23 protein-coding genes are annotated in these 24,101 nt (G+C 69.0%); 13 read left to right on the top strand and 10 right to left on the bottom strand.

All coding sequences use genetic code 11. The features are described from left to right. Positions 1 to 2: 2 nt before the first annotated feature. The 6 genes from CJ301_RS03155 to tldD form a co-directional block, all read right to left on the bottom strand. Entirely contained in the window at positions 3 to 284 is a 282-nt protein-coding gene (locus CJ301_RS03155; RefSeq protein WP_099274087.1) for a GNAT family N-acetyltransferase, read from the bottom strand. Further along, on the bottom strand, positions 277 to 903 hold the full coding sequence (locus CJ301_RS03150) for a 3-oxoacid CoA-transferase subunit B (RefSeq protein WP_099274085.1): 627 nt from the start codon (positions 901 to 903) through the stop codon (positions 277 to 279). Before CJ301_RS03150 ends, CJ301_RS03155 begins: the two co-directional genes overlap by 8 nt. A 2-nt stretch (positions 904 to 905) precedes the next feature. Continuing rightward, on the bottom strand, positions 906 to 1,601 hold the full coding sequence (locus tag CJ301_RS03145) for a CoA transferase subunit A (protein WP_099274083.1): 696 nt from the start codon (positions 1,599 to 1,601) through the stop codon (positions 906 to 908). Between the two features lie 95 nt (positions 1,602 to 1,696). After that, positions 1,697 to 4,426, bottom strand: coding sequence for a type I DNA topoisomerase (topA, locus tag CJ301_RS03140; RefSeq protein ID WP_099274081.1), 2,730 nt, complete (start codon positions 4,424 to 4,426; stop codon positions 1,697 to 1,699). Between the two features lie 101 nt (positions 4,427 to 4,527). Beyond that, positions 4,528 to 5,679: a DNA-processing protein DprA gene (gene dprA, locus CJ301_RS03135; protein WP_099274079.1), complete on the bottom strand. Its 1,152-nt coding sequence runs from the start codon at positions 5,677 to 5,679 to the stop codon at positions 4,528 to 4,530. Positions 5,680 to 5,747: 68 nt separating this feature from the next. Beyond that, entirely contained in the window at positions 5,748 to 7,181 is a 1,434-nt protein-coding gene (tldD, locus tag CJ301_RS03130; RefSeq protein WP_099274077.1) for a metalloprotease TldD, read from the bottom strand. A gap of 186 nt (positions 7,182 to 7,367) precedes the next feature. On the opposite strand from tldD, the gene coxB reads away from it, so the two are divergent. From coxB to CJ301_RS03080, 10 genes are all read left to right on the top strand, one after another. Then, on the top strand, positions 7,368 to 8,225 hold the full coding sequence (gene coxB, locus CJ301_RS03125; RefSeq protein WP_099274075.1) for a cytochrome c oxidase subunit II: 858 nt from the start codon (positions 7,368 to 7,370) through the stop codon (positions 8,223 to 8,225). 169 nt (positions 8,226 to 8,394) lie between these two features. Beyond that, positions 8,395 to 9,363 (top strand): heme o synthase, encoded by a 969-nt coding sequence (cyoE, locus tag CJ301_RS03120; protein ID WP_099274073.1) that lies wholly within the window; start codon positions 8,395 to 8,397, stop codon positions 9,361 to 9,363. Positions 9,364 to 9,369: 6 nt separating this feature from the next. Next, positions 9,370 to 9,576, top strand: coding sequence for a hypothetical protein (locus CJ301_RS03115; protein WP_110522075.1), 207 nt, complete (start codon positions 9,370 to 9,372; stop codon positions 9,574 to 9,576). After that, the gene (locus CJ301_RS03110) at positions 9,573 to 10,190 is read left to right on the top strand and encodes a cytochrome c oxidase assembly protein (RefSeq protein ID WP_099274069.1); all 618 of its coding nucleotides are present in this window, start codon (positions 9,573 to 9,575) and stop codon (positions 10,188 to 10,190) included. Before CJ301_RS03115 ends, CJ301_RS03110 begins: the two co-directional genes overlap by 4 nt. 25 nt (positions 10,191 to 10,215) lie before the next feature. After that, positions 10,216 to 11,016 (top strand): cytochrome c oxidase subunit 3, encoded by an 801-nt coding sequence (locus tag CJ301_RS03105; RefSeq protein WP_099274067.1) that lies wholly within the window; start codon positions 10,216 to 10,218, stop codon positions 11,014 to 11,016. Between the two features lie 91 nt (positions 11,017 to 11,107). Then, positions 11,108 to 11,776, top strand: a complete 669-nt coding sequence (locus tag CJ301_RS03100) for an SURF1 family protein (protein ID WP_099274065.1) — start codon at positions 11,108 to 11,110, stop codon at positions 11,774 to 11,776. A 17-nt stretch (positions 11,777 to 11,793) separates the two neighbouring features. After that, positions 11,794 to 13,182, top strand: a complete 1,389-nt coding sequence (gene thrC, locus CJ301_RS03095) for a threonine synthase (RefSeq protein ID WP_099274063.1) — start codon at positions 11,794 to 11,796, stop codon at positions 13,180 to 13,182. Then, positions 13,179 to 14,444 (top strand): M16 family metallopeptidase, encoded by a 1,266-nt coding sequence (locus tag CJ301_RS03090; protein ID WP_099274061.1) that lies wholly within the window; start codon positions 13,179 to 13,181, stop codon positions 14,442 to 14,444. The genes thrC and CJ301_RS03090 overlap by 4 nt, the downstream gene beginning before the upstream one ends. Beyond that, positions 14,444 to 15,028: a GNAT family N-acetyltransferase gene (locus CJ301_RS03085; RefSeq protein WP_099274059.1), complete on the top strand. Its 585-nt coding sequence runs from the start codon at positions 14,444 to 14,446 to the stop codon at positions 15,026 to 15,028. The genes CJ301_RS03090 and CJ301_RS03085 overlap by 1 nt, the downstream gene beginning before the upstream one ends. A 19-nt stretch (positions 15,029 to 15,047) precedes the next feature. Beyond that, positions 15,048 to 16,457, top strand: a complete 1,410-nt coding sequence (locus CJ301_RS03080; protein WP_099274057.1) for an FAD-binding oxidoreductase — start codon at positions 15,048 to 15,050, stop codon at positions 16,455 to 16,457. Between the two features lie 119 nt (positions 16,458 to 16,576). Here CJ301_RS03080 and CJ301_RS03075 read toward each other — a convergent pair whose 3' ends face one another. Beyond that, complete coding sequence (locus CJ301_RS03075) at positions 16,577 to 17,107, bottom strand: adenine phosphoribosyltransferase (RefSeq protein WP_099274055.1); 531 nt, start codon at positions 17,105 to 17,107, stop codon at positions 16,577 to 16,579. 198 nt (positions 17,108 to 17,305) lie between these two features. On the opposite strand from CJ301_RS03075, the gene CJ301_RS03070 reads away from it, so the two are divergent. After that, complete coding sequence (locus CJ301_RS03070; protein WP_099274052.1) at positions 17,306 to 18,898, top strand: SulP family inorganic anion transporter; 1,593 nt, start codon at positions 17,306 to 17,308, stop codon at positions 18,896 to 18,898. 88 nt (positions 18,899 to 18,986) lie between these two features. Here CJ301_RS03070 and CJ301_RS03065 read toward each other — a convergent pair whose 3' ends face one another. Then, entirely contained in the window at positions 18,987 to 19,592 is a 606-nt protein-coding gene (locus CJ301_RS03065; RefSeq protein WP_099274050.1) for a flavin reductase family protein, read from the bottom strand. A gap of 136 nt (positions 19,593 to 19,728) precedes the next feature. Here CJ301_RS03065 and CJ301_RS03060 point away from each other — a divergent pair, with 136 nt between their 5' ends. Both CJ301_RS03060 and CJ301_RS03055 read left to right on the top strand, forming a co-directional pair. After that, positions 19,729 to 20,229 (top strand): GNAT family N-acetyltransferase, encoded by a 501-nt coding sequence (locus CJ301_RS03060; protein ID WP_099274048.1) that lies wholly within the window; start codon positions 19,729 to 19,731, stop codon positions 20,227 to 20,229. A 31-nt stretch (positions 20,230 to 20,260) separates the two neighbouring features. Continuing rightward, the gene (locus CJ301_RS03055) at positions 20,261 to 21,079 is read left to right on the top strand and encodes an EcsC family protein (protein ID WP_254050045.1); all 819 of its coding nucleotides are present in this window, start codon (positions 20,261 to 20,263) and stop codon (positions 21,077 to 21,079) included. Here the strand turns inward: CJ301_RS03055 and arsH are convergent. Together arsH and CJ301_RS03045 are read right to left on the bottom strand one after the other, a co-directional pair. Continuing rightward, complete coding sequence (arsH, locus tag CJ301_RS03050; RefSeq protein WP_099274044.1) at positions 21,076 to 21,783, bottom strand: arsenical resistance protein ArsH; 708 nt, start codon at positions 21,781 to 21,783, stop codon at positions 21,076 to 21,078. The genes CJ301_RS03055 and arsH overlap by 4 nt on opposite strands. Positions 21,784 to 21,843: 60 nt before the next feature. Then, the gene (locus CJ301_RS03045; protein ID WP_099274042.1) at positions 21,844 to 24,099 is read right to left on the bottom strand and encodes a phosphoenolpyruvate--protein phosphotransferase; all 2,256 of its coding nucleotides are present in this window, start codon (positions 24,097 to 24,099) and stop codon (positions 21,844 to 21,846) included. Positions 24,100 to 24,101: the final 2 nt, after the last annotated feature.

Here is a 24,101-nt window from a genome sequence, read left to right as displayed (position 1 = left end):
TCTCAGGCGAAGCTGTCCGAGGTCTCGGGGTGCCGCCGGGCCCAGACGGCGACATAGGAGCAGGCGGGCACGATGCGGAAGCCCTCGCGCGCCGCATCCTCGACCATCGCCGCGACGAGCGCGCTCGCATGGCCCCGCCCCTCATGCGCGCGCGGCACGCCGGTATGGGTGGCGACACGGGTGTCGCCCCGCGCCACCCATGTCAGCTCCGCCTGCGCCCCGTCGCCGAGATCGAGCACATAGCGGCCCCGTTCGGGGCCGCCTTCGCGAATGACCTCAGACAATGGTCGCCTCCGTCGCGGCGCGGATGTCGTCCTCGGTCACGCCGGGCGCGCATTCGACGATCCTGAGCCCGCCCTCGACCACGTCGAGCACGCCGAGCCCGGTGATCACCCGGTCGACCACGCCGGTGCCGGTGAGCGGCAGGGTGCAGGATTTCAGAAGCTTCGATTCGCCCGCCTTGTTGGTGTGATCCATCACCACCACCACGCGGCCGACGCCCGCGACGAGGTCCATCGCCCCGCCCATGCCCTTCACCAGCTTGCCGGGAATCATCCAGTTCGCCAGATCGCCGTTCTCGGCCACCTCCATCGCGCCGAGGATCGCCATGGCGATCTTGCCGCCGCGGATCATGCCGAAGGAGGTCGCGCTGTCGAAATAGGCGGTGTGCGGCAGCTCGGTGATGGTCTGCTTGCCGGCGTTGATGAGATCGGGGTCGATCTCGTCCTCGGTCGGGAAGGGGCCCATGCCGAGCATGCCGTTCTCCGATTGCAGCGTCACATGCACGCCTTCGGGGATGTAGTTCGGCACGAGGGTCGGAATGCCGATCCCGAGGTTCACATAGGTGCCGTCCTCGAGCTCCTGCGCGGCGCGCGCGGCCATCTGCTTGCGGTCCCAGCCCATGCTCAAGCCTCCCTGATGGTGCGCTGTTCGATGCGCTTTTCGTGCTCGCCCCGGATCAGCCGGTGCACATAGATGCCGGGCAGGTGGATGTGATCGGGATCGAGCGATCCCGCGGGCACGATCTCCTCGACCTCGGCCACGCAGATCCGCCCGGCCATGGCGGCGGGCGGGTTGAAGTTGCGCGCCGTCTTGCGGAAGACGAGGTTGCCGGTCTCGTCGGCCTTCCACGCCTTGACGATCGACAGGTCGGCCACGATGCCGCGCTCGAGGATGTAGGTCTCGCCGTCGAAGACCTTCTCTTCCTTGCCCTCGGCCACCTTCGTGCCGACGCCGGTCTTGGTGTAGAAGCCCGGAATGCCCGAGCCGCCGGCGCGCATCCGCTCCGCGAGCGTGCCTTGCGGTGCGAATTCCAGCTCCAGCTCGCCCGAGAGGTACTGGCGCATGAACTCGGCGTTCTCGCCCACATAGGACGAGATCATCTTCTTCACCTGCCGCGTCTGCAAAAGCTGGCCGAGGCCGAAATCATCGACGCCCGCATTGTTCGACGCAAAGGTGAGCTCCTTGGTGCCCGCATCGCGGATGGCGGCGATCAGCAGCTCGGGAATGCCGCAAAGGCCGAAGCCCCCTGCGGCGATCAGCATCCCGTCGGACAATAGCCCGTCGAGCGCGGCGGCTGCGTCCGGATAGATCTTGTTCATGCGTCTCCCCCTGTTGTCACGGGGGCGAGACTTGCGCCCGGCGAACGCGAAGTCAATGCGAATGCCGCGCCGCAGCGGGCGGCGCGGCGCATTGCCTATTCGGCGGTCTCGTCGGGCGCCGTTTCGGCGGCTTCGGCCTTCTTCGCCGCCGTCTTCTTGGCCGGGGCCTTTTTCGCCGTGGTCTTGGACGCCGTGGTCTTGGACGCCGTGGCTTTCTTGGTCGTGGTCTTCTTCGCGGCGGGCTTCTTCGCCGCCGCCTTCTTGGCGGGGGCCTTCTTCTTGCCGCCCTTCGCGGCCTTCTCGTCCACCAGAGCGATCGCCTGTTCCAGCGTCACCGCCTCGGGCTCCACGTCCTTGGGCAGGGTCGCGTTGACCTTCTCCCACTTCACATATGGCCCGTAACGCCCCGGCATCACGGAGATCGCGCCGCCCGAGGGATGCTCGCCCAGCTCCTTGAGCGCCTTGGCGGCCGCGCCGCGACCGGCCCGGCCAGCGGCCTTCTGCGCCAGCAGTTCGACCGCGCGGTTCATGCCGATCTCGAAGACCTCGTCGACCTCCTTGAGATTGGCATAGAGCTTGCCGTGCTTGACGAAGGGGCCGAAGCGCCCGAGCCCGGCCTCGATCGGCTCACCATCCTCGGGGTGGTTGCCCACGAAGCGCGGCAGGGAAAGAAGCGTCAGCGCCTTGTCGAGATCCATCGCATCCGCCTGCCAGCCCTTGGGCAGCGAGGCGCGGGGCGGCTTGGGCACGTCCTCGGTCGGCTCGCCGCGCTGGACATAAGGCCCGAAGCGCCCGGTCTTGAGCCAGATATCGTCGCCGCCATCCTCGCCCAGCACCCGGTCGGCGCCGGTCTCGGCGCCGTCGCCGCCGATGGGCCGGGTGTAGCGGCATTCGGGATAGTTGCCGCAGCCGACGAAGCCCCCGGTGCGCGAGGTCTTCAGATGCAGCTGACCGGTGCCGCATTGCGGGCACTGGCGCGGATCGCTGCCATCCTCGCGGGGCGGGTAGAGCTGCGGGGCCAGCGCCTCGTCGAGCACGTCGAGCACCTCGGTGATCCGAAGCTCCGAGGTCTCGGCGATCGCCGCCGAGAAATCGCGCCAGAACTTCGCCAGCAGCTCCTTGTAATCGGCCTTGCCGGCCGAGACGTCGTCGAGCTGCTCCTCGAGGCTGGCGGTGAAGTCGTATTCCACGTAACGCTTGAAGAAGTTCAGCAGGAAGATCGTGACGATCCGGCCCTTGTCCTGCGGGATCAGCCGGTTCTTGTCCTTGGTGACATAGTCGCGGTCCTGGATCGTGCCGATCACGCTGGCATAGGTCGAGGGGCGACCAATGCCGAGCTCTTCCATGCGCTTGACCAGCGTCGCCTCGGTGTAGCGCGGCGGCGGCTGGGTGTGGTGCTGCAGCGCCAGCACCGCCTCAGGCCCGCCGAGCACGGCGGCCTCCTTGTTCTCCTCGGTCGCCTTGGCGAAGGCGCCCTTGAGCGCACCGCTCGCGAATTTCGCGGCCTCGCCCTGATGGATCTGCGGCAAGCGGCGGTCGTCGTCGCTCTCGACGTCGTCGCGGCCCTCTTCATAGACCTTGAGGAAGCCGTCGAACAGCACGACCTGACCGGTGGCGCGCAGCACGACCTCGCTGTCGCGGCTGGCGATGTCGACGGTGGTGCGCTCCATCCGCGCGGCCTCCATCTGGCAGGCCAGCGTCCGCTTCCAGATCAGGTCGTAGAGCTTGCGCTGCTCGGGCTCCAGCCGCGCCAGCTTGCCCGCGTCGCGCGACATGTCGGTGGGCCGGATGCATTCATGCGCTTCCTGCGCGTTCTTGGCCTTGTTCTTGTACATGCGCGGCGATTTCGGGACGTATTGCTCGCCGTAGCGCGACTTGATCTCGTCGCGCGCGGCCATCACCGCCTCGGGCGCCATGTCGATGCCGTCGGTCCGCATATAGGTGATGTGGCCCGCCTCGTAGAGCCGCTGGGCCGCCGACATGGTGGCGCGCGCGCCCATGCCGAACTTGCGGCTGGCCTCCTGTTGCAGGGTCGAGGTCATGAAGGGGGCCGAGGGGTTGCGGCTCGCCGGCTTGGCCTCGACCGAGGCGACGGAAAGCTCGCGCGAGGCCACGGCCTGCACCGCCATCTCGGCCTGGGTGCGGTCGGAAAGGTCGAAGCGGTCGAGCTTCTTGCCCGCCAGCACGGTGAGCCGCGCCTCGAATTCCTGCCCGCGCGGGGTGGTGAGCTGCGCCTTCACGCTCCAGTATTCGCGCGGATCGAAGGCCTCGATCTCCATCTCCCGCTCGACGATGAGCCGCAGGCAGACCGACTGCACCCGCCCCGCCGACTTGGCACCCGGCAGCTTGCGCCACAGCACGGGGCTGAGGTTGAAGCCCACGAGGTAGTCGAGCGCGCGGCGCGCCAGATAGGCGTGCACCAAGGGCGCATCGACCTCGCGCGGGTTCTGCATCGCCTCGGTCACGGCCTTCTTGGTGATGGCGTTGAACACCACGCGGGAGACGGGCGTGTCCTTCTTGAGCACCTTGCGCTTGGTCAGCGCCTCCTGAAGGTGCCAGGAGATCGCTTCGCCCTCACGATCAGGGTCGGTGGCGAGGATCAGGTTCGGGTCGTCCTTCAGCGCATCGGCGATGGCCTTGACATGCTTGCGGCTGTCGGTGCCGATCTCCCAGCGCATCTCGAAATCATTCTCGGTGTCGACCGAGCCATCCTTGGGCGGCAGGTCGCGCACATGGCCGTAAGAGGCGAGCACGGTGTAGCCCGAGCCGAGATAAGTGTTGATCGTCTTGGCCTTGGCCGGAGATTCGACGACGACGACGGGCATGGGGAATCCTCGGGTCAGGGGAGGGGCGCTTTGGGCGGGCAACATGTGGTGGGGCCCACGACAATGTCAATGCGCCCCGTGACAGCGTCCCTTCGGCTCCGTCAGCCCGCGGCCCGCGCCAGATCCCGCCGCACCAGAAGCCCGCCCGGCTGCCGCTCCACCCGGCCCGACAGCTCAAGATCGACCAGCGCCTGAGACAGCCTTGCCGCGGGCAGGCGCATGTCGCGCAGCAGCTGATCCTCGGCCAGCGGCGCGGCCCCGAGCCGGTCCATGATGCGCGCGGCGAGGTCGTCTGCGGCCTCGGGCTTCGGTGGCGGGGCAGGCCGCGCGCCGGGTGCCTGCGCCGCGGGCTCCGGCGCGATCCGCCCCATGAGATCGAGCACGTCGGAAGCGCCGCGCACCAGCGCCGCGCCGTCGCGGATCAGCATGTTGCAGCCCCCGGCGCGCGCATCGAAGGGGTGGCCGGGCACGGCGAGCACCTCGCGCCCCGCCTCCAGCGCCGCGCGCGCGGTGATCAGGCTGCCAGAGCGCGCCGCGGCCTCGACCACGACGACGCAGCGCGACAGCCCCGCCACGATACGGTTGCGCGCGGGGAAATGGCGCGCCTGCGGCGCGCGGCCCACGGGCTGTTCGGAAAGGATCAGCCCGTCGCGGGCGATCTGGGCCGTCAGATCGGCGTTTTCGGGCGGATAGGTGACATCGACACCGCCCGCCGTCACCGCGATGGTGCCGCGGCCGAGCGCGGCCTCATGCGCCGCCGTGTCGATGCCGCGCGCAAGGCCCGAGACCACGACCCAGCCCGCATCGGCAAGATCGGCGGCGAGCCGCTGCGCCATGCGCAGCCCCAGCGACGAGGCGTTGCGCGCGCCGACCATGGCGAGCATGGGCCGACGCAGCAGCGCCGCGCGCCCGCGCAGCCACAAAAGCGGCGGTGCATCGGAAAGGGCGGCGAGATCGGCCGGGTAGAGCGGATCGCCATGCAGCAAGAGCCGCGCGCCCGCCGCCTCGGCGGCGCGCATCTCGGCGCGGGCCGCCTGCGGCGTGCAGGCTTCGTAATCGGTGATCCCCGCCGCATGGGCAATGTCGGGCAGCGCGTCGAGCGCGGCGCGGGCCGAGCCATGCTCGGCCAGCAGCCGCCAGTAGGTGGCGATGCCGACCCGGCGGGAGCGCAACAGGCGCAGGCGGGACAGCGTGTCCTCTTCCGTGGTGGGTGGGAGTGGGGGGTGAGCGGAAGAAGTCGGGTTCTGGGCCATCCGCGCCTCGCCTGTTGCCCCTTCAGATCTAGGGCGACTCGGTTAACAGCGCGTAAACCGAAAGGCGATCAGCTTCCCGATCCGCCCACCGTCAGCCCGCCGATCATCAAGGAGGGCTGACCGACCCCCACGGGCACCCATTGCCCCGCCTTGCCGCAATTGCCGATGCCCGGATCGAGCGCGAGGTCGTTGCCAATGGCGCGGATCTTCTGCAGCGCGGTGGCGCCGTCGCCGATCAGCGTCGCGCCCTTGACCGGCGCGCCGACCTTGCCGTTCTTCACCCGGTAGGCCTCGGTGCAGGAGAAGACGAACTTGCCGGAGGTGATGTCGACCTGCCCGCCGCCGAATCCCACGGCCCAGATCCCGTCCTCGAGGTCCGCCACCATGCCCGCCGGGTCGTCATTGCCGCCCAGCATGTAGGTGTTGGTCATGCGCGGCATCGGCGCATGGGCAAAGCTTTCGCGCCGCCCGTTGCCGGTCGGGGCCACGCCCATCAGCCGCGCGTTCTGCCTGTCCTGCATATAGCCCACGAGCTTGCCGTCCTCGATCAGCGTGGTGCGGTTCGAGGGCGTGCCCTCGTCGTCGAAGGTGAGAGAGCCGCGCCGGTCGGGGATCGTGCCGTCGTCGAGCACGGTGACGCCCCTGGCTGCGACCTGGCTGCCCATCAGCCCGGAGAAGGCCGAGGAGCCCTTGCGGTTGAAATCGCCTTCGAGCCCGTGGCCCACCGCCTCGTGCAGCAGGATGCCGGGCCAGCCCGGCCCGAGCACCACGTCCATGACGCCGGCGGGGGCGGCCTCGGCGTCGAGGTTCACGAGCGCGATGCGCAGCGCCTCGCGCACCACCGGCTCCCAGTGATCGCGCGCCATCAGCCCGTCGAGCCCGAAGCGCCCGCCGCCGCCCATATGACCGCTCTCGCGCCGCCCGTCCTTTTCGACGATCACGCCGATCGAGATCCGCGCCATCGGGCGGATATCGGTATAGAGCGCGTCCTCGGGCCGCAGGATCGCCACCTCCTGATGCGAGGCGGCGAGGCTCGCCGTGACCTGCACGACCTTCGGGTCGAGCGCGCGGGCGAAGGCGTCGATCTCGCGCAAAAGATCGACCTTCACCCCGAAGGCCGCGCCGGCGATCGGGTCGGCATCGGTATAGAGGTGGCGGTTGGTGCGGGCAGGCGCATCGGCGAGGCTGCCGCCGCCATCGCCCACGGCGAGCCGCGCGGTCGCCACGGCGCGGGCGAGCGCGTGCTCGTCGATCTGGGTGGAATGGGCATAGCCCGAGGTCTCGCCGCGCACCGCGCGCAGGCCGAAGCCCTCGGCGGCGTCGAAATTGGCATGCTTGAGGCGACCGTCGTCGAAGCCCAGCACCTCCGAGCGGCGTCGCTCGAGAAACAGCTCGCCGTCATCGGCGCCCGCCACCGCCTCTTGCAGGAGCCGCAGCGCGGCGGCGCGGTCGAGATGGGTGGCGAAGGGATCGAAGGCGGGCTCGGCCTGTCGTGCGGTCATGGGCGTCCTCGTCGGATGGGGCGGAATGCGGGGGGCGAAGGGCAGGTAGGGCGGGCGTCCGTTTGCCGCAACCCGACAGCTTGTTCTGCGCGACAGTTTATGGGATTAGAGCCGCGGACGACAGGGGATTCCGCCCAAGCGGGGGCCTCGGGGCGCCGACTTACGCCACACACGCAAGGTAGAGACATGCACCTCACAAAGCCCCTCGCCGTGCTCGGGACCCTTACCGCCACACTGACGGCGGGCATGGTTTCGGCACAGGAGCAGATCGCCGAGCTGCCGATCATCGGCACCCCGGTCGACGGGGCCGTGGGCTGGCAGCCCGCCGCGACCAAGCTGGCGCGCGACATCCACTGGCTCGACGGCATGCTGCTCGTCATCATCACCGCGATCACGCTCTTCGTCACCGGCCTGCTGGCCTTCGTGATCCTGCGCTACAACAAGAAGGCCAATCCCAAGCCGGCGGTGTTCACCCACAACTCGCCGCTCGAGATCGCCTGGACGGTCGTGCCGATCGTGATCCTGATCTTCATCGGCGCCTTCTCCCTGCCGGTGCTGTTCGACCAGCAGGAGATCCCCGAGGGTGACGTGCACATCAAGGTCACCGGCTTCCAGTGGTACTGGGGCTACGAGTATCCCGACGAGGAGATCGCCTTCGAAAGCTTCATGATCGGCGCGGGCATGGGTAACCTCAACGAGGAGATCCTGGCCGAGCTGAACGAAGCGGGCTATGGCGCCGACGAGTTCAAGCTCGCCACCGACACCTCGGTCGTCGTCCCCGTGGGCGCCACCGTGGTGATGGACGTCACCGCCGCCGACGTGATCCATTCCTGGACCATCCCCGCCTTCGGCGTGAAGCAGGACGCGGTGCCGGGCCGGATCGCCCAGCTGTGGTTCGAGGCCGAGCAGGAAGGCGTCTATTTCGGCCAGTGCTCGGAGCTGTGCGGCAAGGACCACGCCTACATGCCGATCACCGTCAAGGTGGTGAGCCCCGAGGCCTATGAGCTTTGGCTCGCAGGCGCCAAGGAAGAGTTCCCGGCCTGAGCCGGATCGTGACTGACCGGGCCGGGCGCAGGGGCGCCCGCCCGACGGGGCGGCATCGCCGCCGACCGACATGACGACCGGCCGGGACCGCCCGACCGTGCCCGGGGGCCGCGCCCCCGCGACCGCGCCACCAGCGACGGCGGATGATGACCGCCGGACGGGAGCCCGCATGACCGATGCCAGCATGACAGACCTGCGCTACAAGGGCGCGCCCGAAGCCTCCATCGGCGATTATTTCGCGCTGCTGAAGCCGCGGGTGATGTCGCTCGTGGTCTTCACCGCTCTGGTGGGCCTCGTGGTGGCGCCCGTGCCGGTGCACCCTTTCCTGGGCTTCGTGGCGGTGCTTTGCATCGCCGTGGGCGGCGGCGCCTCGGGCGCGCTCAACATGTGGTGGGACGCCGATATCGACGCGATCATGCGGCGCACGAAATCCCGCCCGATTCCGGCGGGCAAGACAAGCCCCGGCGATGCGCTGGCGCTGGGCCTTGCGCTGTCGGGCTTTTCGGTGGTGGTGCTGTTCCTCGCCGCCGGTCCCTTGGCCGCGGGCCTCCTGGCCTTCACCATCTTCTTTTACGCCGTGATCTACACGATGTGGCTCAAGCGTTCGACGCCGCAGAACATCGTGATCGGCGGCGCCGCTGGCGCCTTCCCCCCGATGATCGGCTGGGCCGCCGCCACCGGCGACATCGCGATCGAGAGCGTGCTGATGTTCGCGCTCACCTTCATGTGGACGCCGCCGCATTTCTGGGCGCTGGCGCTGTTCGTGAAGTCCGATTACGGCGATGCGGGCGTGCCGATGCTCACCGAGACGCATGGCCGCCGCTCCACCCGCCGTCACATTCTCGCCTACACGGTGCTTCTGGTGCCCGTGGCGCTGGGTCTCGGCTTCACCTCGATCGGCGGGCCGGTCTATCTCGCCGTCGCTCTGGTGCTGAACCTGCAGTTCCTCGGCGGCGCGTGGCAGCTTTTCCGTCGGACCGAGGATCAGGCCGAGGCCGACGGCTACGCCGCCGAGAAGAAGGTCTTCAAGATCTCTCTCGGCTATCTTTTCCTGCATTTCGGCGCGCTTCTGATCGAGGCGGCGCTGCGTCCCTGGGGCGGCTCCTGGCAGATCCTGTCAGGGCTCATCGGGGCCTGAGGAGGCATGTCCATGCGTGTCGAACATGAATTGCATCACCGCCGCCGGGGCCGCAACTGGGGGGTCGGGCTGCTGCTCGTCGCCTTCGTCGCCCTGATCTTCGGTCTCACCGTGGTCAAGACGCTGAGCCTTGGCAGCATCGTCGAGCTTGAAAGGTTCGACCATGTCGCGCGGCCGCAGCTTGTGCCGCAGGGCGGGGAGGCCGGGCAATGAGCGCCGAGCGGGACCGCCGCATTCGCCGCACCGCGCTGCAGACCGTCGGCGTCGTCCTCGTGATGGGCGCGCTGGCCTGGGCCGCGGTGCCCTTCTACGACTGGTTCTGCCGGGTCACCGGCTTCGGCGGGGTCACCTCCGTGGCCGATGCGGGCTCGGATACCGTGCTCGACCAGACCATCACCGTGCGCTTCGACGCCTCGCTCGAACGCGACATGCCGTGGGAGTTCAAGCCCGCGCAGCGCGAGATGGAGATCCGCATCGGCGAGACGGGGCTGGCCTTCTACGAGGCGCACAACCCGACCGACCGGCCGGTCGCCGGGCAGGCGAGCTACAATGTCGCGCCCTATTCGGCGGGCGGCTATTTCGAGAAGATCGAGTGCTTCTGCTTCACCGAGCAGGTGCTGCAGCCGGGCGAGACGGTGATGATGCCGGTCAGCTTCTTCGTCGATCCCGAGATCGTCGAGGACCGCGAGGCGAAATATGTCCACGAGATCACGTTGAGCTATACCTTCTACGAGATCGACCTTCCCGAAGACACGCAGACGGCGGCACTGGCGCCGGGCAACGAGTCTTTGACACGAACCGCCGGTCAGGCGATAGAGCAGAACTGAACGAAAGGCCCGAGGGACTGACGCAATGGCGCATGAGAAGAACCACGACTACCACATCCTGGCCCCGTCCATCTGGCCGTTCATCAGCGCCATCGGCGCCTTCGTCATGCTGTTTGGCGCGGTCACCTGGATGCATGGCTCCGGCCCCTGGCTGTTCCTGATCGGCCTCGCCGCGGTGCTCTACACCATGTATGGCTGGTGGGCCGACATGGTCGGCGAAAGCCGCATCGGCGACCACACCCCGGTGGTGCGGATCGGCCTGCGCTACGGCTTCATCTTCTTCATCATGTCCGAGGTCATGTTCTTCGTGGCGTGGTTCTGGGCCTTCTTCAAGAACGCGCTCTACCCGATGGGCCCCGAAAGCCCGAGGGTCGACGGCGTCTGGCCGCCCGAGGGGATCACCACCTTCGACCCGTGGCACCTGCCGCTGATCAACACGCTGATCCTGCTGTGCTCGGGCGCGGCCGCGACCTGGGCGCACCATGCGCTGGTGCATGAGAACAACCGCAAGGACATGCGCAACGGCCTCGCCATCGCGATCGGCCTCGGCCTGATCTTCACCGCCTTCCAGGCGCTGGAATACTGGGAAGCGCCCTTCACCTTCGGCGGCAACGTCTATGGCGGCGTGTTCTTCATGGCGACGGGCTTTCACGGCTTTCACGTGATCGTCGGCACGATCTTCCTCGCGGTCTGCCTGATCCGCCTGCAGCGCGGCGACTTCACCCCCGAGAAGCATGTCGGTTTCGAGGCGGCGGCCTGGTACTGGCACTTCGTCGACGTGGTCTGGCTGTTCCTGTTCCTGGCGATCTACGTCTGGGGCAGCTGATCGGGGCAGGGCGCTCGCGCCCGACCGAACACGGCCCACCCGATACGGACGCGCGGGCCTCTCGCGCGTCCTTCTCGTTTCCGGAGGCAAGATGCGCCGAACGCTCCTACCGCTGCTCATGGGCCTTCTGGGATGCGCCATTCTCGTCTGGCTGGGCGTCTGGCAGATGCAGCGCCTGTCGTGGAAGACCGCGATCCTCGCCGATCTCGACGCGCGCATCCTCGCGGCGCCGGTGCCGCTTTCGGGCCTCGACACCGCCGATCCGCAGGCGCAGCGCTACCTGCCGGTGGTGGCGCAGGGCCGGCTGACGGGCGAGGAGCTGCACGTGCTCAGCGCCGCCGACGGGCCGGGCTACCGCGTCATCGGCGTGCTCGATACCGACCGGCGGCGGGTGATGGTGGATCTGGGCTTCGTGCCGCTCGGGGCCAAGGATCTGGAGCGGGAGGTGTCCGATCTCATGGTCACCGGCAACCTGCATTGGCCCCAAGAGGTCGATGACTGGACCCCGGCTCCCGACACGCCGGCCAATATCTGGTATGCCCGCGACGTGGCCCCGATGGCCGCGGCACTCGGCACCGCGCCGCTGATGATCGTGGCGCGGCGGCTGACGCCCGAGGTCGGAACGGCGCCCATGCCGCTTGACAGCGCCGCCGTGCCGAACGACCACCTCGGCTACGCCCTCACCTGGTTTTCGCTGGCTCTCGTCTGGGCCGTGATGACCGGTCTTTTCTTGTGGCGCGGCCGCCGCCCCGCCTCCTGACGTCGAAGGACAGATCCATGCGCTACGTCTCCACCCGGGGCCAGGCCCCGAGCCTCTCCTTCGAAGAGGCCATGCTCACCGGTCTTGCCCGCGACGGCGGCCTCTATGTTCCCGAGACCGTGCCGATGTTCGACCGCGCCCAGATCGCGGCGATGGCGGGCCTGCCCTACGAGGAGGTGGCTTTCCGCGTCATGCGCCCCTTCATCGGCGACGCCTTCACCGAAAACGAGTTCCGCGGCCTGATCGCCAAGGCCTATGCGAGCTTCGCCCATCCCGCGCGCGCGCCCTTGAAGCAGCTCGGCCCGAACCATCACCTGCTTGAGCTGTTCCACGGGCCGACGCTGGCCTTCAAGGATTTCGCCATGCAGCTGATCGGCCAGCTGTTCCAGGCCTCTCTGGAGCGCTCGGGCGAGCGGATCACCATCGTCGGCGCGACCAGCGGAGACACCGGCTCGGCGGCGATCGAGGCGTTCCGCGGGCTCGCCAATGTCGACGTGGTCATCCTCTACCCGCATGAGCGGATCTCGGAGGTGCAGCGCCGCCAGATGACGACGCCATCCGAAAGCAACGTCCACACCCTCGCGGTCACCGGCGATTTCGACGATTGCCAGGCCGCATTGAAGGACATGTTCAACGATTTCGCCTTCCGCGACGAGGTGCGGCTCGCGGGCGTGAACTCGATCAACTGGGGCCGGGTGCTGGCGCAGGTGGTCTACTACTTCACCGCCGCCACCTCGCTTGGCGCGCCGCATCGCGAGGTGGATTTCTCCGTGCCCACCGGCAATTTCGGCGACATCTATGCCGGCGACATCGCGCGCCGCATGGGGCTCAGCATCGGCAAGCTGGTGATCGCCACCAACCGCAACGACATCCTGCACCGCACGATCCAGAGCGGCGAGCATCGCAAGTCGGGCGTGACCCCCACCATCAGCCCCTCGATGGACATCCAGGTCTCCTCGAACTTCGAGCGCGCGCTGTGGGACGCCTACGGCCGCGACGGCGCCGCCGTCGCCCAGCTGATGGACGAGCTGAAGCGCGAGGGCGGCTTTGCGGTCAGCCAAGGGGCGATCGGGCGGCTGCGCGACGGCTTCGCCTCTGGCCGCGCCTCCGAGGAGGAGACGCGCGAGACGATCCGCCGCATCCATGCGCAGACGGGCGAGCTTTTGTGCCCGCATTCCGCCGTGGGCGTGCATGTGGCCGAAGAGAACATGGGCGAGAACCCGATGGTGACGCTGGCCACCGCGCATCCCGCGAAGTTCCCCGACGCGGTCGAGGCCGCGACCACGATCCGACCGCCCCTTCCAACCCGCATGGCGGGGCTGTATGACCGGCCCGAGCGGGTGACGCGGGTCGAGAACGATCTTGCCGCCCTGCAATCCGTCATCCGGGAGAAGACCGCGCGGTGAGTGTCCAGCTTCACACCCTTCCCAACGGCTTCCGCATCGCCACGGAGCGGATGCCGGGGCTGAAATCCGCCGCGATCGGCATCTGGGTGCTGGCCGGTGGCCGCCACGAGACCGCCGATCAGAACGGCATCGCCCATTTCCTCGAACACATGGCGTTCAAGGGCACCAAGACGCGCTCCGCGCTCGCCATCGCCGAGGCGATCGAGGATGTGGGCGGCTACATCAACGCCTATACCTCGCGCGAGATGACCGCCTATTACGCCCGCGTGCTGGGCCAGGACGTGCCGCTGGCGCTCGACGTGATCTCGGACATCCTTCTGAACCCGGTGCTGTCGGAAGAGGAGATCGAGGTCGAGCGCGGGGTGATCCTGCAGGAGATCGGCCAGGCGCTCGACACGCCCGACGACATCATCTTCGACTGGCTTCAGGAAGAGGCCTATCCCGACCAGCCGCTCGGGCGCACCATCCTCGGCCCCGCCGAGCGGGTGGCAAAGTTCAGCCGCGCCGATCTTCAGGATTTCACGCAGTCCCATTACGGCCCCGGCCAGCTGATCCTGTCGGCGGCGGGCGACGTGGACCATGACGAGATCGTGGCCATGGCCGAGCGGCTCTTCGGCGGGCTCGCGCCGCGCGTCACCGCGCCGATCCAGCCGCCCGCGCGCTTCATGGGCGGCGAGCGGCGTGTCATCAAGCCGCTGGAGCAGGTGCATTTCGCCATGGCGCTCGAGGGGCCGGACTACCGCGACCCGGCGATCTACACCGCGCAGATCTACGCGACGGCCTTGGGCGGGGGCATGTCCTCGCGCCTGTTCCAGAAGGTGCGCGAGGATCGCGGGCTGTGCTACACGATCTTCGCGCAGGCCGGAGCCTATGAGGATACCGGCATGACCACGATCTATGCCGGCACCTCCGCCGAGGAGATCGGCGATCTGGCGCGGATCACCATGGACGAGATGAAGCGCGCCGCCGAGGACATGAGCGAGGCCGAGGTCGCCCGCGCGCGCGCGCAGATGAAGGCCGGGATGCTGATGGGGCTGGAAAGCCCGTCGAACCGGGCCGAGCGGCTGGCGCGGATGCTGGCGATCTGGGGCCGGGTGCCGGGCGTGGAGGAGGCGGTCGAGAAGATCGACGCCGTCACCGTCGGGGCGGTGCGCGAATTTGCCGCCCATGCGGCGGGCGGCGCGGGCAGCGCGCTGGCGCTCTACGGCCCGGCGGAAAAGGCACCGCATCTGGCGGAGCTGAAGGAAAGGCTCGCCGCCTGATGCTGGGCCAGCGTCGGCGGGTCCAGATCGAGACCGAGCGGCTGACGCTGCGCCCGCCCGCGCATGGCGATTTCCGGGCCTGGGCGGCGCTGCGCGAGGATTCGGCCGCCTTTCTCACCCGCTGGGAGCCGACATGGGCGCCCGATCACCTGACGCGCCGCGCCTTCACCAACCGCGTCTACTGGGCCCAGCGCTCGATCAGCCAGAACACCGCCCTGCCGCTGTTCCTGATCCGGCGCGAGGACCAGATGCTTCTGGGCGCGATCACCCTCGACAACATCCGCCGCGGCCCGGCGCAGGCGGGCACCACCGGCTACTGGATCGGCGCGCCCTTCGCGCGGATGGGCTACATGCGCGAGGCGGTGCAGGCGCTGGTGCATCACGCCTTCACGGTGATGGATCTGAGCCGGATCGAGGCGGGCTGCCTGCCCGAGAACACGCCCTCTCGCCGGCTGCTGGAACGCTGCGGCTACAAATACGAGGGCGTGGCGCAAAGCTACCTGCAGATCGACGGGCGCTGGCGCAACCACGTGCTTTACGCCAATCTGCGCGCCGACCGGCGCGGCCGGACCGAAACCGGCTGACCGCCCCAAGGAGACCGCCATGCTGAACCCCGCCACGCCCGAATTCCTCGATACGCTGAGAGACAAGCTGCCCGAGGTGGCGTTCCGCATGGCAGGCCCCGAGCATCTCGAGGAGCCGCGCGGCCGCTACAGGGGGCAGGGGCTCCTGCTGGCGCCCGGCTCGACGCAGGAGGTCGCGACCATCCTCAAGGCCTGCGACGCGGCGCGCATCGGCGTGGTGCCGCATGGCGGCGGCACCGGCCTCGTCGGCGGGCAGGTGATGCAGGGCGGCGTGGCGCCGGTGATCCTGTCGCTGGCGCGGATGAACGCGATCCGCGAGGTCTACCCGTCCGAGAACGTCATGGTGGCCGAGGCGGGCGCGATCCTCGCCGATGTGCAGCAGGCCGCGCGCGGGGCGGGGCGGATGTTCCCGCTTTCGCTCGCCTCCGAGGGCTCGGCCCGGATCGGCGGGCTCCTGTCGACCAATGCGGGCGGGCTCAACGTGTTGCGCTACGGCAATGCGCGGGCCCAGTGCCTCGGGCTGGAGGTCGTGACCGCGCAGGGCGAGGTCTGGCACGGGCTGACGCGGCTTTACAAGGACAACACCGGCTACGACCTGCGCGATCTCATGATCGGCGCCGAGGGCACGCTCGGCATCATCACCGCCGCGGCGCTGCGCATGGCCCCCGTTCCAGCGGCCTCTGGCACGGCGCTGTTGCAGGTGGCCTCGCCGCGCGCCGCGCTCGACCTGCTGGCGCTGGCGCGCGACCGCGTGGGCGACAATGTCACCGCCTTCGAGCTGATGCACCGGCAGGGGCCGGACTTCCTCATCGAGGCCGGGTTGGAGGCGCGGGTGCCGCTCGATCCGCTGCCTGAATGGATGGTGCTGGTGGAGCTTGGCCTGCCCGAAGGGCTCGCGCCCGAGGAGAGCCTCGCCGCGATCTTCGAGGCGGCGGTGGAGCAGGGGATCTCCGAAGACGGCGTCATCGCCTCGTCCGAGGCGCAGGCCGAGGCGCTCTGGGCGGTCCGCGAGACGATCCCCGAGGCCAACCGCCGGATCGGCTCGATCTCCTCGCACGACATCTCGGTGCCGCTCTCGGCGCTGCCCGACTTCATCGCGCAGGGCGGCCCGATGCTGCGCGCGCTGGGCGATGTGCGGATCAACTGCTTCGGCCATCTGGGCGATGGCAACCTGCATTACAACGTCTTTCCGCCCAAGGGCCGCGACCGGGGCGATTACGAGGATATCCGCCCGCGCGTGAAGGAGATCGTCCACGATCTCGCCCATGCCTTCGGCGGCTCGGTCAGCGCCGAGCATGGCATCGGGCGGCTCAAGGTCGGGGAGCTGGAACGCTACGGCGATCCGGCGAAGCTCGCCATGATGCGGGCGATCAAGGCGGCGCTCGACCCCAGCGGCATCCTCAACCCCGGCGCGGTGCTGCGCTGCTGAGGGCGGATTTGCGTATTTGGAGAAAGATGAACGGGGGAGGCGCGCCCCATGGTTCATTTTCCCTCAAATACGCAAATCCCGCCGCCGATCCCGGGGGCCTTGCTCGCGGATGAAGCGCCTCAGTCGCCTTCATAGGCGCAAAGCGCCTCGACCCGGTGCCCCAGCCCTTCGAGCAGCTTGCGGCCGCCGAGATCCTTCAGGTCGATGATGAAGGCGCAGGCCACCACCTCGGCGCCCAGCCGCTCGATCAGCTTGATCCCCGCCTCGGCGGTGCCGCCGGTGGCGAGCAGGTCGTCGACCAGCAGCACCTTCTGGCCCCGATGCAGCGCGTCGTCATGCAGCTCGACCTCCGCCTCGCCATATTCGAGCTTGTAGCTCTGGCTGATCGTGCGGCCCGGCAGCTTGCCCTTCTTGCGGATCGGCACGAAGCCGGTGCCGAGCCGGTCGGCCAGCGCGCCGCCCAGGATGAAGCCGCGCGCTTCGAGCCCCGCGACGGTGTCGATCTCGAGCCTGTCGCAGGCCGCGACCAGCCCCTCGATGGCAAGGCGCAGCCCGTCGCGATCGGCGAAGAGCGTGGTGACATCGCGAAACATGATCCCCTCATGCGGAAAATCGGGGATGGTGCGGATGTAGTCGGTCACATGGGCCATGACGGCTCCTGTCTGGGGGCGCGGCGCGGGGGCCGGGGCGTCGGTCTCGGGCCCGGTTGGCGGGCGGCGCGTTGATAATGCCCATGGGGCGCGTTGCGAACCCCGATTCGGGGAAACGGCGCGTTTGCGGGTTCCGTCGGCCGCGCGGCTGGGCTATGCCGCCACCGCAGCCCGCAGAAAGCAATCGAAAGTGAGCCGATGAGCCGATCACCCCTGGCCATGGTGGCCGATGCCGTTTCCTCCGAAAACGCCCCGGCGTTGCCGCGCTCGGCCGCCGATTACAAGACCGAGATCCTTTCCGGCCTGACCGTGGCCCTCGCCCTCGTGCCCGAGGCGGTGGCCTTCGCCTTCGTGGCGGGCGTGAACCCGCTGGTGGGCCTCTATGCCGCCTTTCTCGTCGGCCTGATCACCGCGCTGATCGGCGGCCGGCCCGGCATGGTCTCGGGCGCCACCGGCGCGCTCGCCGTCGTCATGGTCAGCCTCGTGGCCGATCACGGGGTCGAGTATCTCTTTGCCACCGTGGTGCTCATGGGCATCCTGCAGGTGCTGGCGGGCGTGTTCCGGCTGGGCAAGTTCATGCGCCTCGTGCCGCATCCGGTGATGCTCGGCTTCGTCAACGGGCTGGCCATCGTGATCGGCCTGTCGCAGCTCGAACAGTTCCACGATCCGTCCACCGGCGGCTTCCTGTCGGGCTTTCCGCTGGTGCTGATGCTGGGGCTGGTGGCGCTCACCATGTTCATCATCTGGGTCATGCCGCGTTTCACCCGCGCCATCCCCGCGCCGCTCGCCGCGATCGGCATCGTCGCGGCGCTGGTGGTCGGCTTCGGCCTGCCGGTGCCGCGCGTGGGCGATCTGGCGCAGATCTCGGGCGGGCTGCCCGAATTCTCGATCCCGCTGGTGCCGCTCAACCTCGAGACCTTCGGCATCATCCTGCCCTATGCGCTGATCCTCGCCGCGATCGGCCTCATCGAAAGCCTGCTGACGCTCAACCTCGTCTCCGAGATCACCGGCAAGCGCGGCGGCGCGAGCCAGGAATGCGTGGCCCAGGGCATCGCCAACGTCGTCACCGGCTTCTTCGGCGGCATGGGCGGCTGCGCCATGATCGGCCAGTCGATGATCAACGTCTCCTCGGGCGGGCGCACCCGTCTCGCCGCCGCCTCGGCCGCGATCTTCCTGTTGTGCTTCATCCTCTTCGCCGCCCCGGTGATCGAGCAGATCCCGCTCGCCGCCCTGGTCGGCGTGATGTTCATGGTGGTGATCGGCACCTTCGCCTGGAACACCTTCCGGGTGATGCGCCGGGTGCCGCGCGTCGACAGCGTGGTGATCGTTCTGGTGACGGTGATCACCGTTCTGACCGACCTCGCCACCGCCGTGGTCGCAGGCGTCATCGTCTCGGCGCTGGCCTATGCCTGGCAGAACGCCACCCGGATCGGCGCGCGCACCTTCCGCACCGATGACGGCGCCAAGGTCTACCAGATCCAGGGCCCGCTCTTCTTCGGCTCGGCCGACGGCTTCTCCGAGCTGTTCCAGGTCGAGGCCGACCCCGATCAGGTGATCGTCGATTTCGAGCACAGCCGCGTGGCCGACCAGTCGGCGCTGGCCGCGATCGAGGCGATGGCCGACCGCTACACCAAGGCCGGCAAGCGGCTGGTGCTGCGGCATCTGTCGCCCGACTGCCACGCGCTTCTTCGCCGCGCGGGCCAGCTCGTGGTCGAGAGCGACGACGATCCGGCCTACGGCGTCGCGGTGGATTACGACGTGCGGCCCGGGGCGCTGGGCGGCGGGCACTGAGGCCGGGGCCTGCGCCTTTGCGAGACATGAGAAAGGGGCGGCCCGGCGGGCCGCCCCTTTCGCGTTTTCAAACGGGCTCGCGCCGGGCTCACTGCCCCGGTCGGGTCAGGCTGAACAGCTCGGTCACGCGGGAATAATCGCGGTAGCCCAGCCGCGCGAGCGGCTGGAAGGCGGTGACGTCGAAGCGGCCCTCGCGGATGCAGTCGTCGCGCATATGCACCCCCGTCACCTCGCCGATGGCCATGAAGTTGTGATCGCCCTCCAGATCGACGATCTTCACCAGCCGACATTCGAGCGAGGCGGGGGCGTTCGCGACGCGCGAGCAGGCGATGGTCTGGCACTCGGCCCGCTCGATCCCGGCGCGGGCGAACTCGTCGTCCTCCTTGGGCCAGGGGCCCGAGGTCGCGTTCATCGCGTCGCGCGCGGCGTATTCGACGATGTTGACGCAGAACTGGCCGGTCTCGCGGATGTTGAACATCGAATCCTTCGACCAGGGCCGGTCCTCCTTGGCCGAGGTCGAGGCGAACATCACCTGCGGCGGCACATAGGCCACGGCGTTGAAGAAGGAATAGGGCGCGAGGTTTTCGCTGCCATCGGGCCCGCGGGTCGAAACCCAGGCGATGGGGCGCGGCGAGACGATGGCGTTGAAGGGGTTGTGCGGCAGGCCGTGGCCGTCCTCGGGGCGGTAGAACATGACTTTCCTCCTGGATCGCGCCAAGACCTAGCGGTCGAAGCCGGACGGGTCCAGCGATGCGGCGAGTTTGCACCGCCCTCCGGCCATGCTAGGCCCCGCGCGCGGCGCGCATCGCCGCCGGGAAGAGGGACGACGCATGGCCGAAATCGCGCGAGAGCAGCCCGGCGACCATCATGAGGTCGAGGCGCTTTACGACCTGTGCTTCGCGCCCGGCCGCGAGGCGCTCTCCTCCTACCGGCTGCGCGACGGGGTGCCGCCCGAAGCCGATCTGTGCCTTGTCGCGCGGGGGCGGGGCGGCGAGACGGCGGGGGCGATCCGGACATGGCCGGTGCGCATCGGCGGCGCGGCGGCGCTGCTTCTCGGCCCGATCGCCGTGCATCCGACGCGGCAGGGCGAGGGCCTTGGCGGGCTGATGATCTTCGAGGTGCTGGAGCGCGCGCGCGCGCTCGGCCATCCGCGCATGATGCTGGTGGGCGATGCGCCCTATTACGGCCGCTTCGGCTTTGTGCGGCTCGACGGGGTGATCATGCCGCCGCCGACCAACCCCGAGCGGGTCCTGGGCATCGCGCTGCGCGAGGGGGCATGGGACGGCATCGGGGGCGAGGTCACGCGCGCCCCGAGGGAGGAAGCGGATTGAAAATCCGGCATTGCCCCCCAACTATGCGCGCATGAGGACCAACATGCGCGAGATCAACCCCGACACCCCGACCGAGCCGCTCGACGAGGATATTCGCACAGAGATCGCGGCGCTGGCGACGCGGCAGGCGCGGGCGGGCCGGGGGCTGATGCGGATCGTCAACCTCGCGGGCGACCGGGTCGAGGACGGGATGCGGTTGCTGCCCAAGCCCGCGCGGGCGCGGATCGAGACGGCCGCGCGCGGGGCGCTGTCGCGCAGCTATGACATTGCCTCGCGCACGCGCGCGCCCGGCAACGGGGCGGGCGCGCTGGAGGCGGCCTTCGGCACCGACAGGGCGGCGCGGGTGATGGCGACGCTCTCGGGCGCGCTGGGCGGTGTCGGCGGACTGACCACGGCGCTGGCCGAGCTGCCGGTCGCCACCACCATGATCTTTCGCGCGGTGCAGCGCGTGGCCGAGGCCAACGGGGAAGACCCGCTCAGCGCGGAGACGCGGGCGGAATGCCTGCGCGTCTTCGGCGCGGGTGGGCCGGGGGGCGGGGATGACGGCATCGACACCGCCTTTCTCGGCGCCCGGCTGGGGCTGTCGGGCGTCGCGGTGAACCGGCTCATCTCGCGCATCGCGCCGCGCTTTGCCACGGTGCTGGGCCAGAAGCTCGCCGGGCAGGCGGTGCCGATTCTCGGCGCCGCCGCAGGGGCGGGCACGAACTACGCCTTCACCGACTACTATGTCGAGGTGGCGCATGTGCATTTCGGCCTGCGGCGGCTGGCGCGGCTGCATGGCGAGGACCGGGTGCTGGAGGCCTTCCATGCCGAGCTCGACCGTCACCGCATGCCGGTGCGTCGCGGCTAGATCCGGCCCGTATTGACCCGCTTCGACAGCGCCTCGTGGCTTTCGACCCGTTCGGAGTAGCGATCGGTAAGCGCGGGGCGGCCGCGCGTCATCAGGGTGAACTTCACCAACTCCTCCATCACGTCGACGATGCGGTTGTAATAGGGCGAGGGCTTCATCCGGCCCGCCTCGTCGAACTCGTCCCACGCCTTGGGGACGGAGGATTGGTTGGGGATCGTCACCATCCGCATCCAGCGGCCCAGCACCCGCATCTGGTTCAGGGCATTGAAGCTTTGCGAGCCGCCGCAAACCTGGGCCAGGGCGAGCGTCTTGCCCTGCGTCGGGCGCACGCCGCCCAATGACAGCGGAATCCAGTCGATCTGCGCCTTGAGGATGCCGGTCATCGCGCCGTGCCGCTCGGGGCTCGACCAGACCATGCCCTCGGACCAGTTCGCCAGCTCGCGCAGCTCGGCCACCTTGGGGTGATCGGCGGGCGCGCCGTCGGGCAGGGGCAGGCCCGCGGGGTCGAAATGCCGCACCTCGGCGCCCAGATGCGTGAGCAACCGCCCCGCCTCCTGCGCCACGAAGCGCGAGAAGGAACGTTCGCGCAGGCTGCCATGCAGGATCAGGATGCGCGGGGCGTGGCCCGGATCGCCCGGCGCGGCGTAGAGGGCGGGGTCGATCGGCGGCAGGCGGTCGAGATCGAGATTCGGCAGGTCGGACATGGCCGTCTCCTCATTTCCAATAATCTGGATATATGGAAATGCTGATGACGGTTCAAGCCGTCACATCAGCCAGCCCTGCGAGGTCAGCCATTTCGTCACGGCCGGGCGCACCGAGGCGGCACCGCTGCCGCGCGCCTCGTCGATCACGCCGCGCAGCGCCTTGAGATTGCAATGCCGGATCAGGTGCTTGACCGGCCCGACCGAGGCAGGGCGCATCGACAGCATCCGAAAGCCCAGCGCGGCGAGGCAAAGCGCCTCCATCGGCCGGCCCGCATCCTCGCCGCAAAACGAGATCGGCGTGTCCGCCCGCTCGGCGCGGCCGAGGATATGGTCGAGAAAGCCGAGGAAGCTCACGTCGAGCGTATCGTAGCGCCGGCGCACGCGCTCGTTCTCGCGGTCGGCGGCGAAGAAGAACTGCTTGAGATCATTGCCCCCGACCGAGAGGAAATCGACCGCCTGAAAGAAGGAGTCGGGCGCATAGGCGAGGCTCGGGGTTTCGAGCATCGCGCCGACCTCGACGGTTTCGGGCACCGGGTGGCCGAGGATGCGCTCGCGCTCCATCGCCTTGTCGAACTCCGCGCGCGCGGCATGAAACTCGGCCGGCAGCGCGATGAAGGGGAACATCACCGCCAGCGGCCGGCCATTGGCGGCGCGGATCAGCGCCTGCAGCTGCATCCTGAGCACGCCCGGCTTGTCGAGCCCGACCCGCACCGCGCGCCAGCCCATCGCCGGGTTCGGCTCGTCATTGGGCTTCATGTAGCTCAGAACCTTGTCCGAGCCGATGTCGAGCGTGCGAAAGGCGACGCGCCGCCCGTCGGCGGAATCCATCACCCGCGCATAGAGCTTCGACAATTCGGCCCGCTTAGGCATCTTGTTGCGGATGAGGAACTGCAATTCGGTGCGAAACAGCCCCACGCCCTCCGCGCCCGATCCCTTGAGCGAGGGCAGGTCGGCCATAAGCCCCGCGTTCATGTGCAGCGACACGGTGGTGCCGCACAGCGCCGTGGCCTTCATGTCGCGGATCGAGGCATAGCGTTCGAGCGCGCGCGCCTGCATCGCGATCTTGTCGCGAAAGGCAGTCTTGACCGTCTCCTCGGGCCGCAGATGCACCGCGCCCTGATCGCCGTCGACGAGGATCACGTCGCCGTTGAGCGCCTCTTGCGTGATGTTCTTGGCATGGATCACCAGCGGGATCGCCCAGGCGCGCGCCACGATCGCGGCATGGGAGCCGACCGAGCCTTCCTCGAGCACGATGCCGCGCAGCTTCTTGCCGTATTCCAGAAGCTCGCCGGGGCCGATGTTGCGCGCCACGAGCACCGGGTCGTCGGGCATGTCGGCGCCGGTGTCGCGGCCCTGGCCGGTGAGGATGCGCAGCAGCCGGTTCGACAGGTCGTCGAGATCCGACAGCCGTTCGCGCATGTAGTGATCGCCCGAACGGTTCATCCGGCTGCGCGCCAGCGACTGCTCCTTTTCGACGGCGGCCTCGGCCGAGAGCCCGCTTTCGATGTCCTCCTCCATGCGCCGCATCCAGCTGCGCGAATTGGCGAACATGCGGTAGGTCTCCAGCACCTGAACCTGATCGGCATTGACGCTGGTCGCGCCCGAGAGCATCTCGTCGACGGTGATGCGCAGCTCGTCCACCGCGGCGCGCAGCCGGGCGCGTTCGGCCACCGGGTCGTCGGCGATCGGGTTGGTGACGACGACCCGCGGCTCGTGCAGCCAGACCCGGCCCTCCGCCGCGCCCTCCTGGCCCGAGGCTCCGCGGAACATCACCGCCTGCTGGTGGCGCGCCGAAAGCGCGGCACCGGTATCGACGAAAGCGCCGAGCTCGGTCATCTCGGCCAGTACCATCGCCACCACCTCGAGGGCATAGATCTCGTCGGGGGTGAACTGCCGCGCGTCGCGCGATTGCACGACCAGCACACCCAGGGGCTCGCCCAGCCGCTGGATCGGCACGCCGCAGAAGCTCGAATAGCGCTCCTCGCCGGTTTCGGGCATGTAGCGGAAACCGGCCTCCGAGGGCGCGTCGGCGGTGTTCACCACCTGCCGGGTGCGCGCGGTGCGCCCCACGAGACCCTCGCCGAGCCGCATCCGCGTCTGGTGCACGGCCTCGGGCATCAGCCCCTCGGTGGCGCAAAGCTCCAGCGTCTCGGCGTCTCGGAACAGGTAGATCGAGCAGACCTCGGTCTTCATCGAGCTGGCGATGAGGCTGACGATGCTGTCGAGCCGGGCCTGCCCGGCGCCGCCCTCGGCCATGACCGCCGAGAGCCGGCCCAGGAGCTTGCGGCTTTCCGTTTCTACCAATCGATCGGCCATCG

The sequence above is a fragment of the Limimaricola cinnabarinus genome, from assembly GCF_002723615.1.
GTDB lineage: Bacteria > Pseudomonadota > Alphaproteobacteria > Rhodobacterales > Rhodobacteraceae > Limimaricola > Limimaricola cinnabarinus_B.
Note: the sequence above shows the minus strand (reverse complement) of the source record. Positions and strands in the feature narration are given on the sequence as shown.

Excerpts from the sequence above, each read along its gene's own strand:
- CJ301_RS03150 (WP_099274085.1), bottom strand. The coding sequence starts at position 903 with ATGGGCTGGGACCGCAAGCAGATGGCCGCGCGCGCCGCGCAGGAGCTC.
- CJ301_RS03145 (WP_099274083.1), bottom strand. The coding sequence starts at position 1,601 with ATGAACAAGATCTATCCGGACGCAGCCGCCGCGCTCGACGGGCTATTG.
- topA (WP_099274081.1), bottom strand. The coding sequence starts at position 4,426 with ATGCCCGTCGTCGTCGTCGAATCTCCGGCCAAGGCCAAGACGATCAAC.
- dprA (WP_099274079.1), bottom strand. The coding sequence starts at position 5,679 with ATGGCCCAGAACCCGACTTCTTCCGCTCACCCCCCACTCCCACCCACC.
- tldD (WP_099274077.1), bottom strand. The coding sequence starts at position 7,181 with ATGACCGCACGACAGGCCGAGCCCGCCTTCGATCCCTTCGCCACCCAT.
- coxB (WP_099274075.1), top strand. The coding sequence starts at position 7,368 with ATGCACCTCACAAAGCCCCTCGCCGTGCTCGGGACCCTTACCGCCACA.
- cyoE (WP_099274073.1), top strand. The coding sequence starts at position 8,395 with ATGACCGATGCCAGCATGACAGACCTGCGCTACAAGGGCGCGCCCGAA.
- CJ301_RS03115 (WP_110522075.1), top strand. The coding sequence starts at position 9,370 with ATGTCCATGCGTGTCGAACATGAATTGCATCACCGCCGCCGGGGCCGC.
- CJ301_RS03110 (WP_099274069.1), top strand. The coding sequence starts at position 9,573 with ATGAGCGCCGAGCGGGACCGCCGCATTCGCCGCACCGCGCTGCAGACC.
- CJ301_RS03105 (WP_099274067.1), top strand. The coding sequence starts at position 10,216 with ATGGCGCATGAGAAGAACCACGACTACCACATCCTGGCCCCGTCCATC.
- CJ301_RS03100 (WP_099274065.1), top strand. The coding sequence starts at position 11,108 with ATGCGCCGAACGCTCCTACCGCTGCTCATGGGCCTTCTGGGATGCGCC.
- thrC (WP_099274063.1), top strand. The coding sequence starts at position 11,794 with ATGCGCTACGTCTCCACCCGGGGCCAGGCCCCGAGCCTCTCCTTCGAA.
- CJ301_RS03085 (WP_099274059.1), top strand. The coding sequence starts at position 14,444 with ATGCTGGGCCAGCGTCGGCGGGTCCAGATCGAGACCGAGCGGCTGACG.
- CJ301_RS03080 (WP_099274057.1), top strand. The coding sequence starts at position 15,048 with ATGCTGAACCCCGCCACGCCCGAATTCCTCGATACGCTGAGAGACAAG.
- CJ301_RS03075 (WP_099274055.1), bottom strand. The coding sequence starts at position 17,107 with ATGGCCCATGTGACCGACTACATCCGCACCATCCCCGATTTTCCGCAT.
- CJ301_RS03070 (WP_099274052.1), top strand. The coding sequence starts at position 17,306 with ATGAGCCGATCACCCCTGGCCATGGTGGCCGATGCCGTTTCCTCCGAA.
- CJ301_RS03065 (WP_099274050.1), bottom strand. The coding sequence starts at position 19,592 with ATGTTCTACCGCCCCGAGGACGGCCACGGCCTGCCGCACAACCCCTTC.
- CJ301_RS03060 (WP_099274048.1), top strand. The coding sequence starts at position 19,729 with ATGGCCGAAATCGCGCGAGAGCAGCCCGGCGACCATCATGAGGTCGAG.
- CJ301_RS03055 (WP_254050045.1), top strand. The coding sequence starts at position 20,261 with ATGAGGACCAACATGCGCGAGATCAACCCCGACACCCCGACCGAGCCG.
- arsH (WP_099274044.1), bottom strand. The coding sequence starts at position 21,783 with ATGTCCGACCTGCCGAATCTCGATCTCGACCGCCTGCCGCCGATCGAC.
- CJ301_RS03045 (WP_099274042.1), bottom strand. The coding sequence starts at position 24,099 with ATGGCCGATCGATTGGTAGAAACGGAAAGCCGCAAGCTCCTGGGCCGG.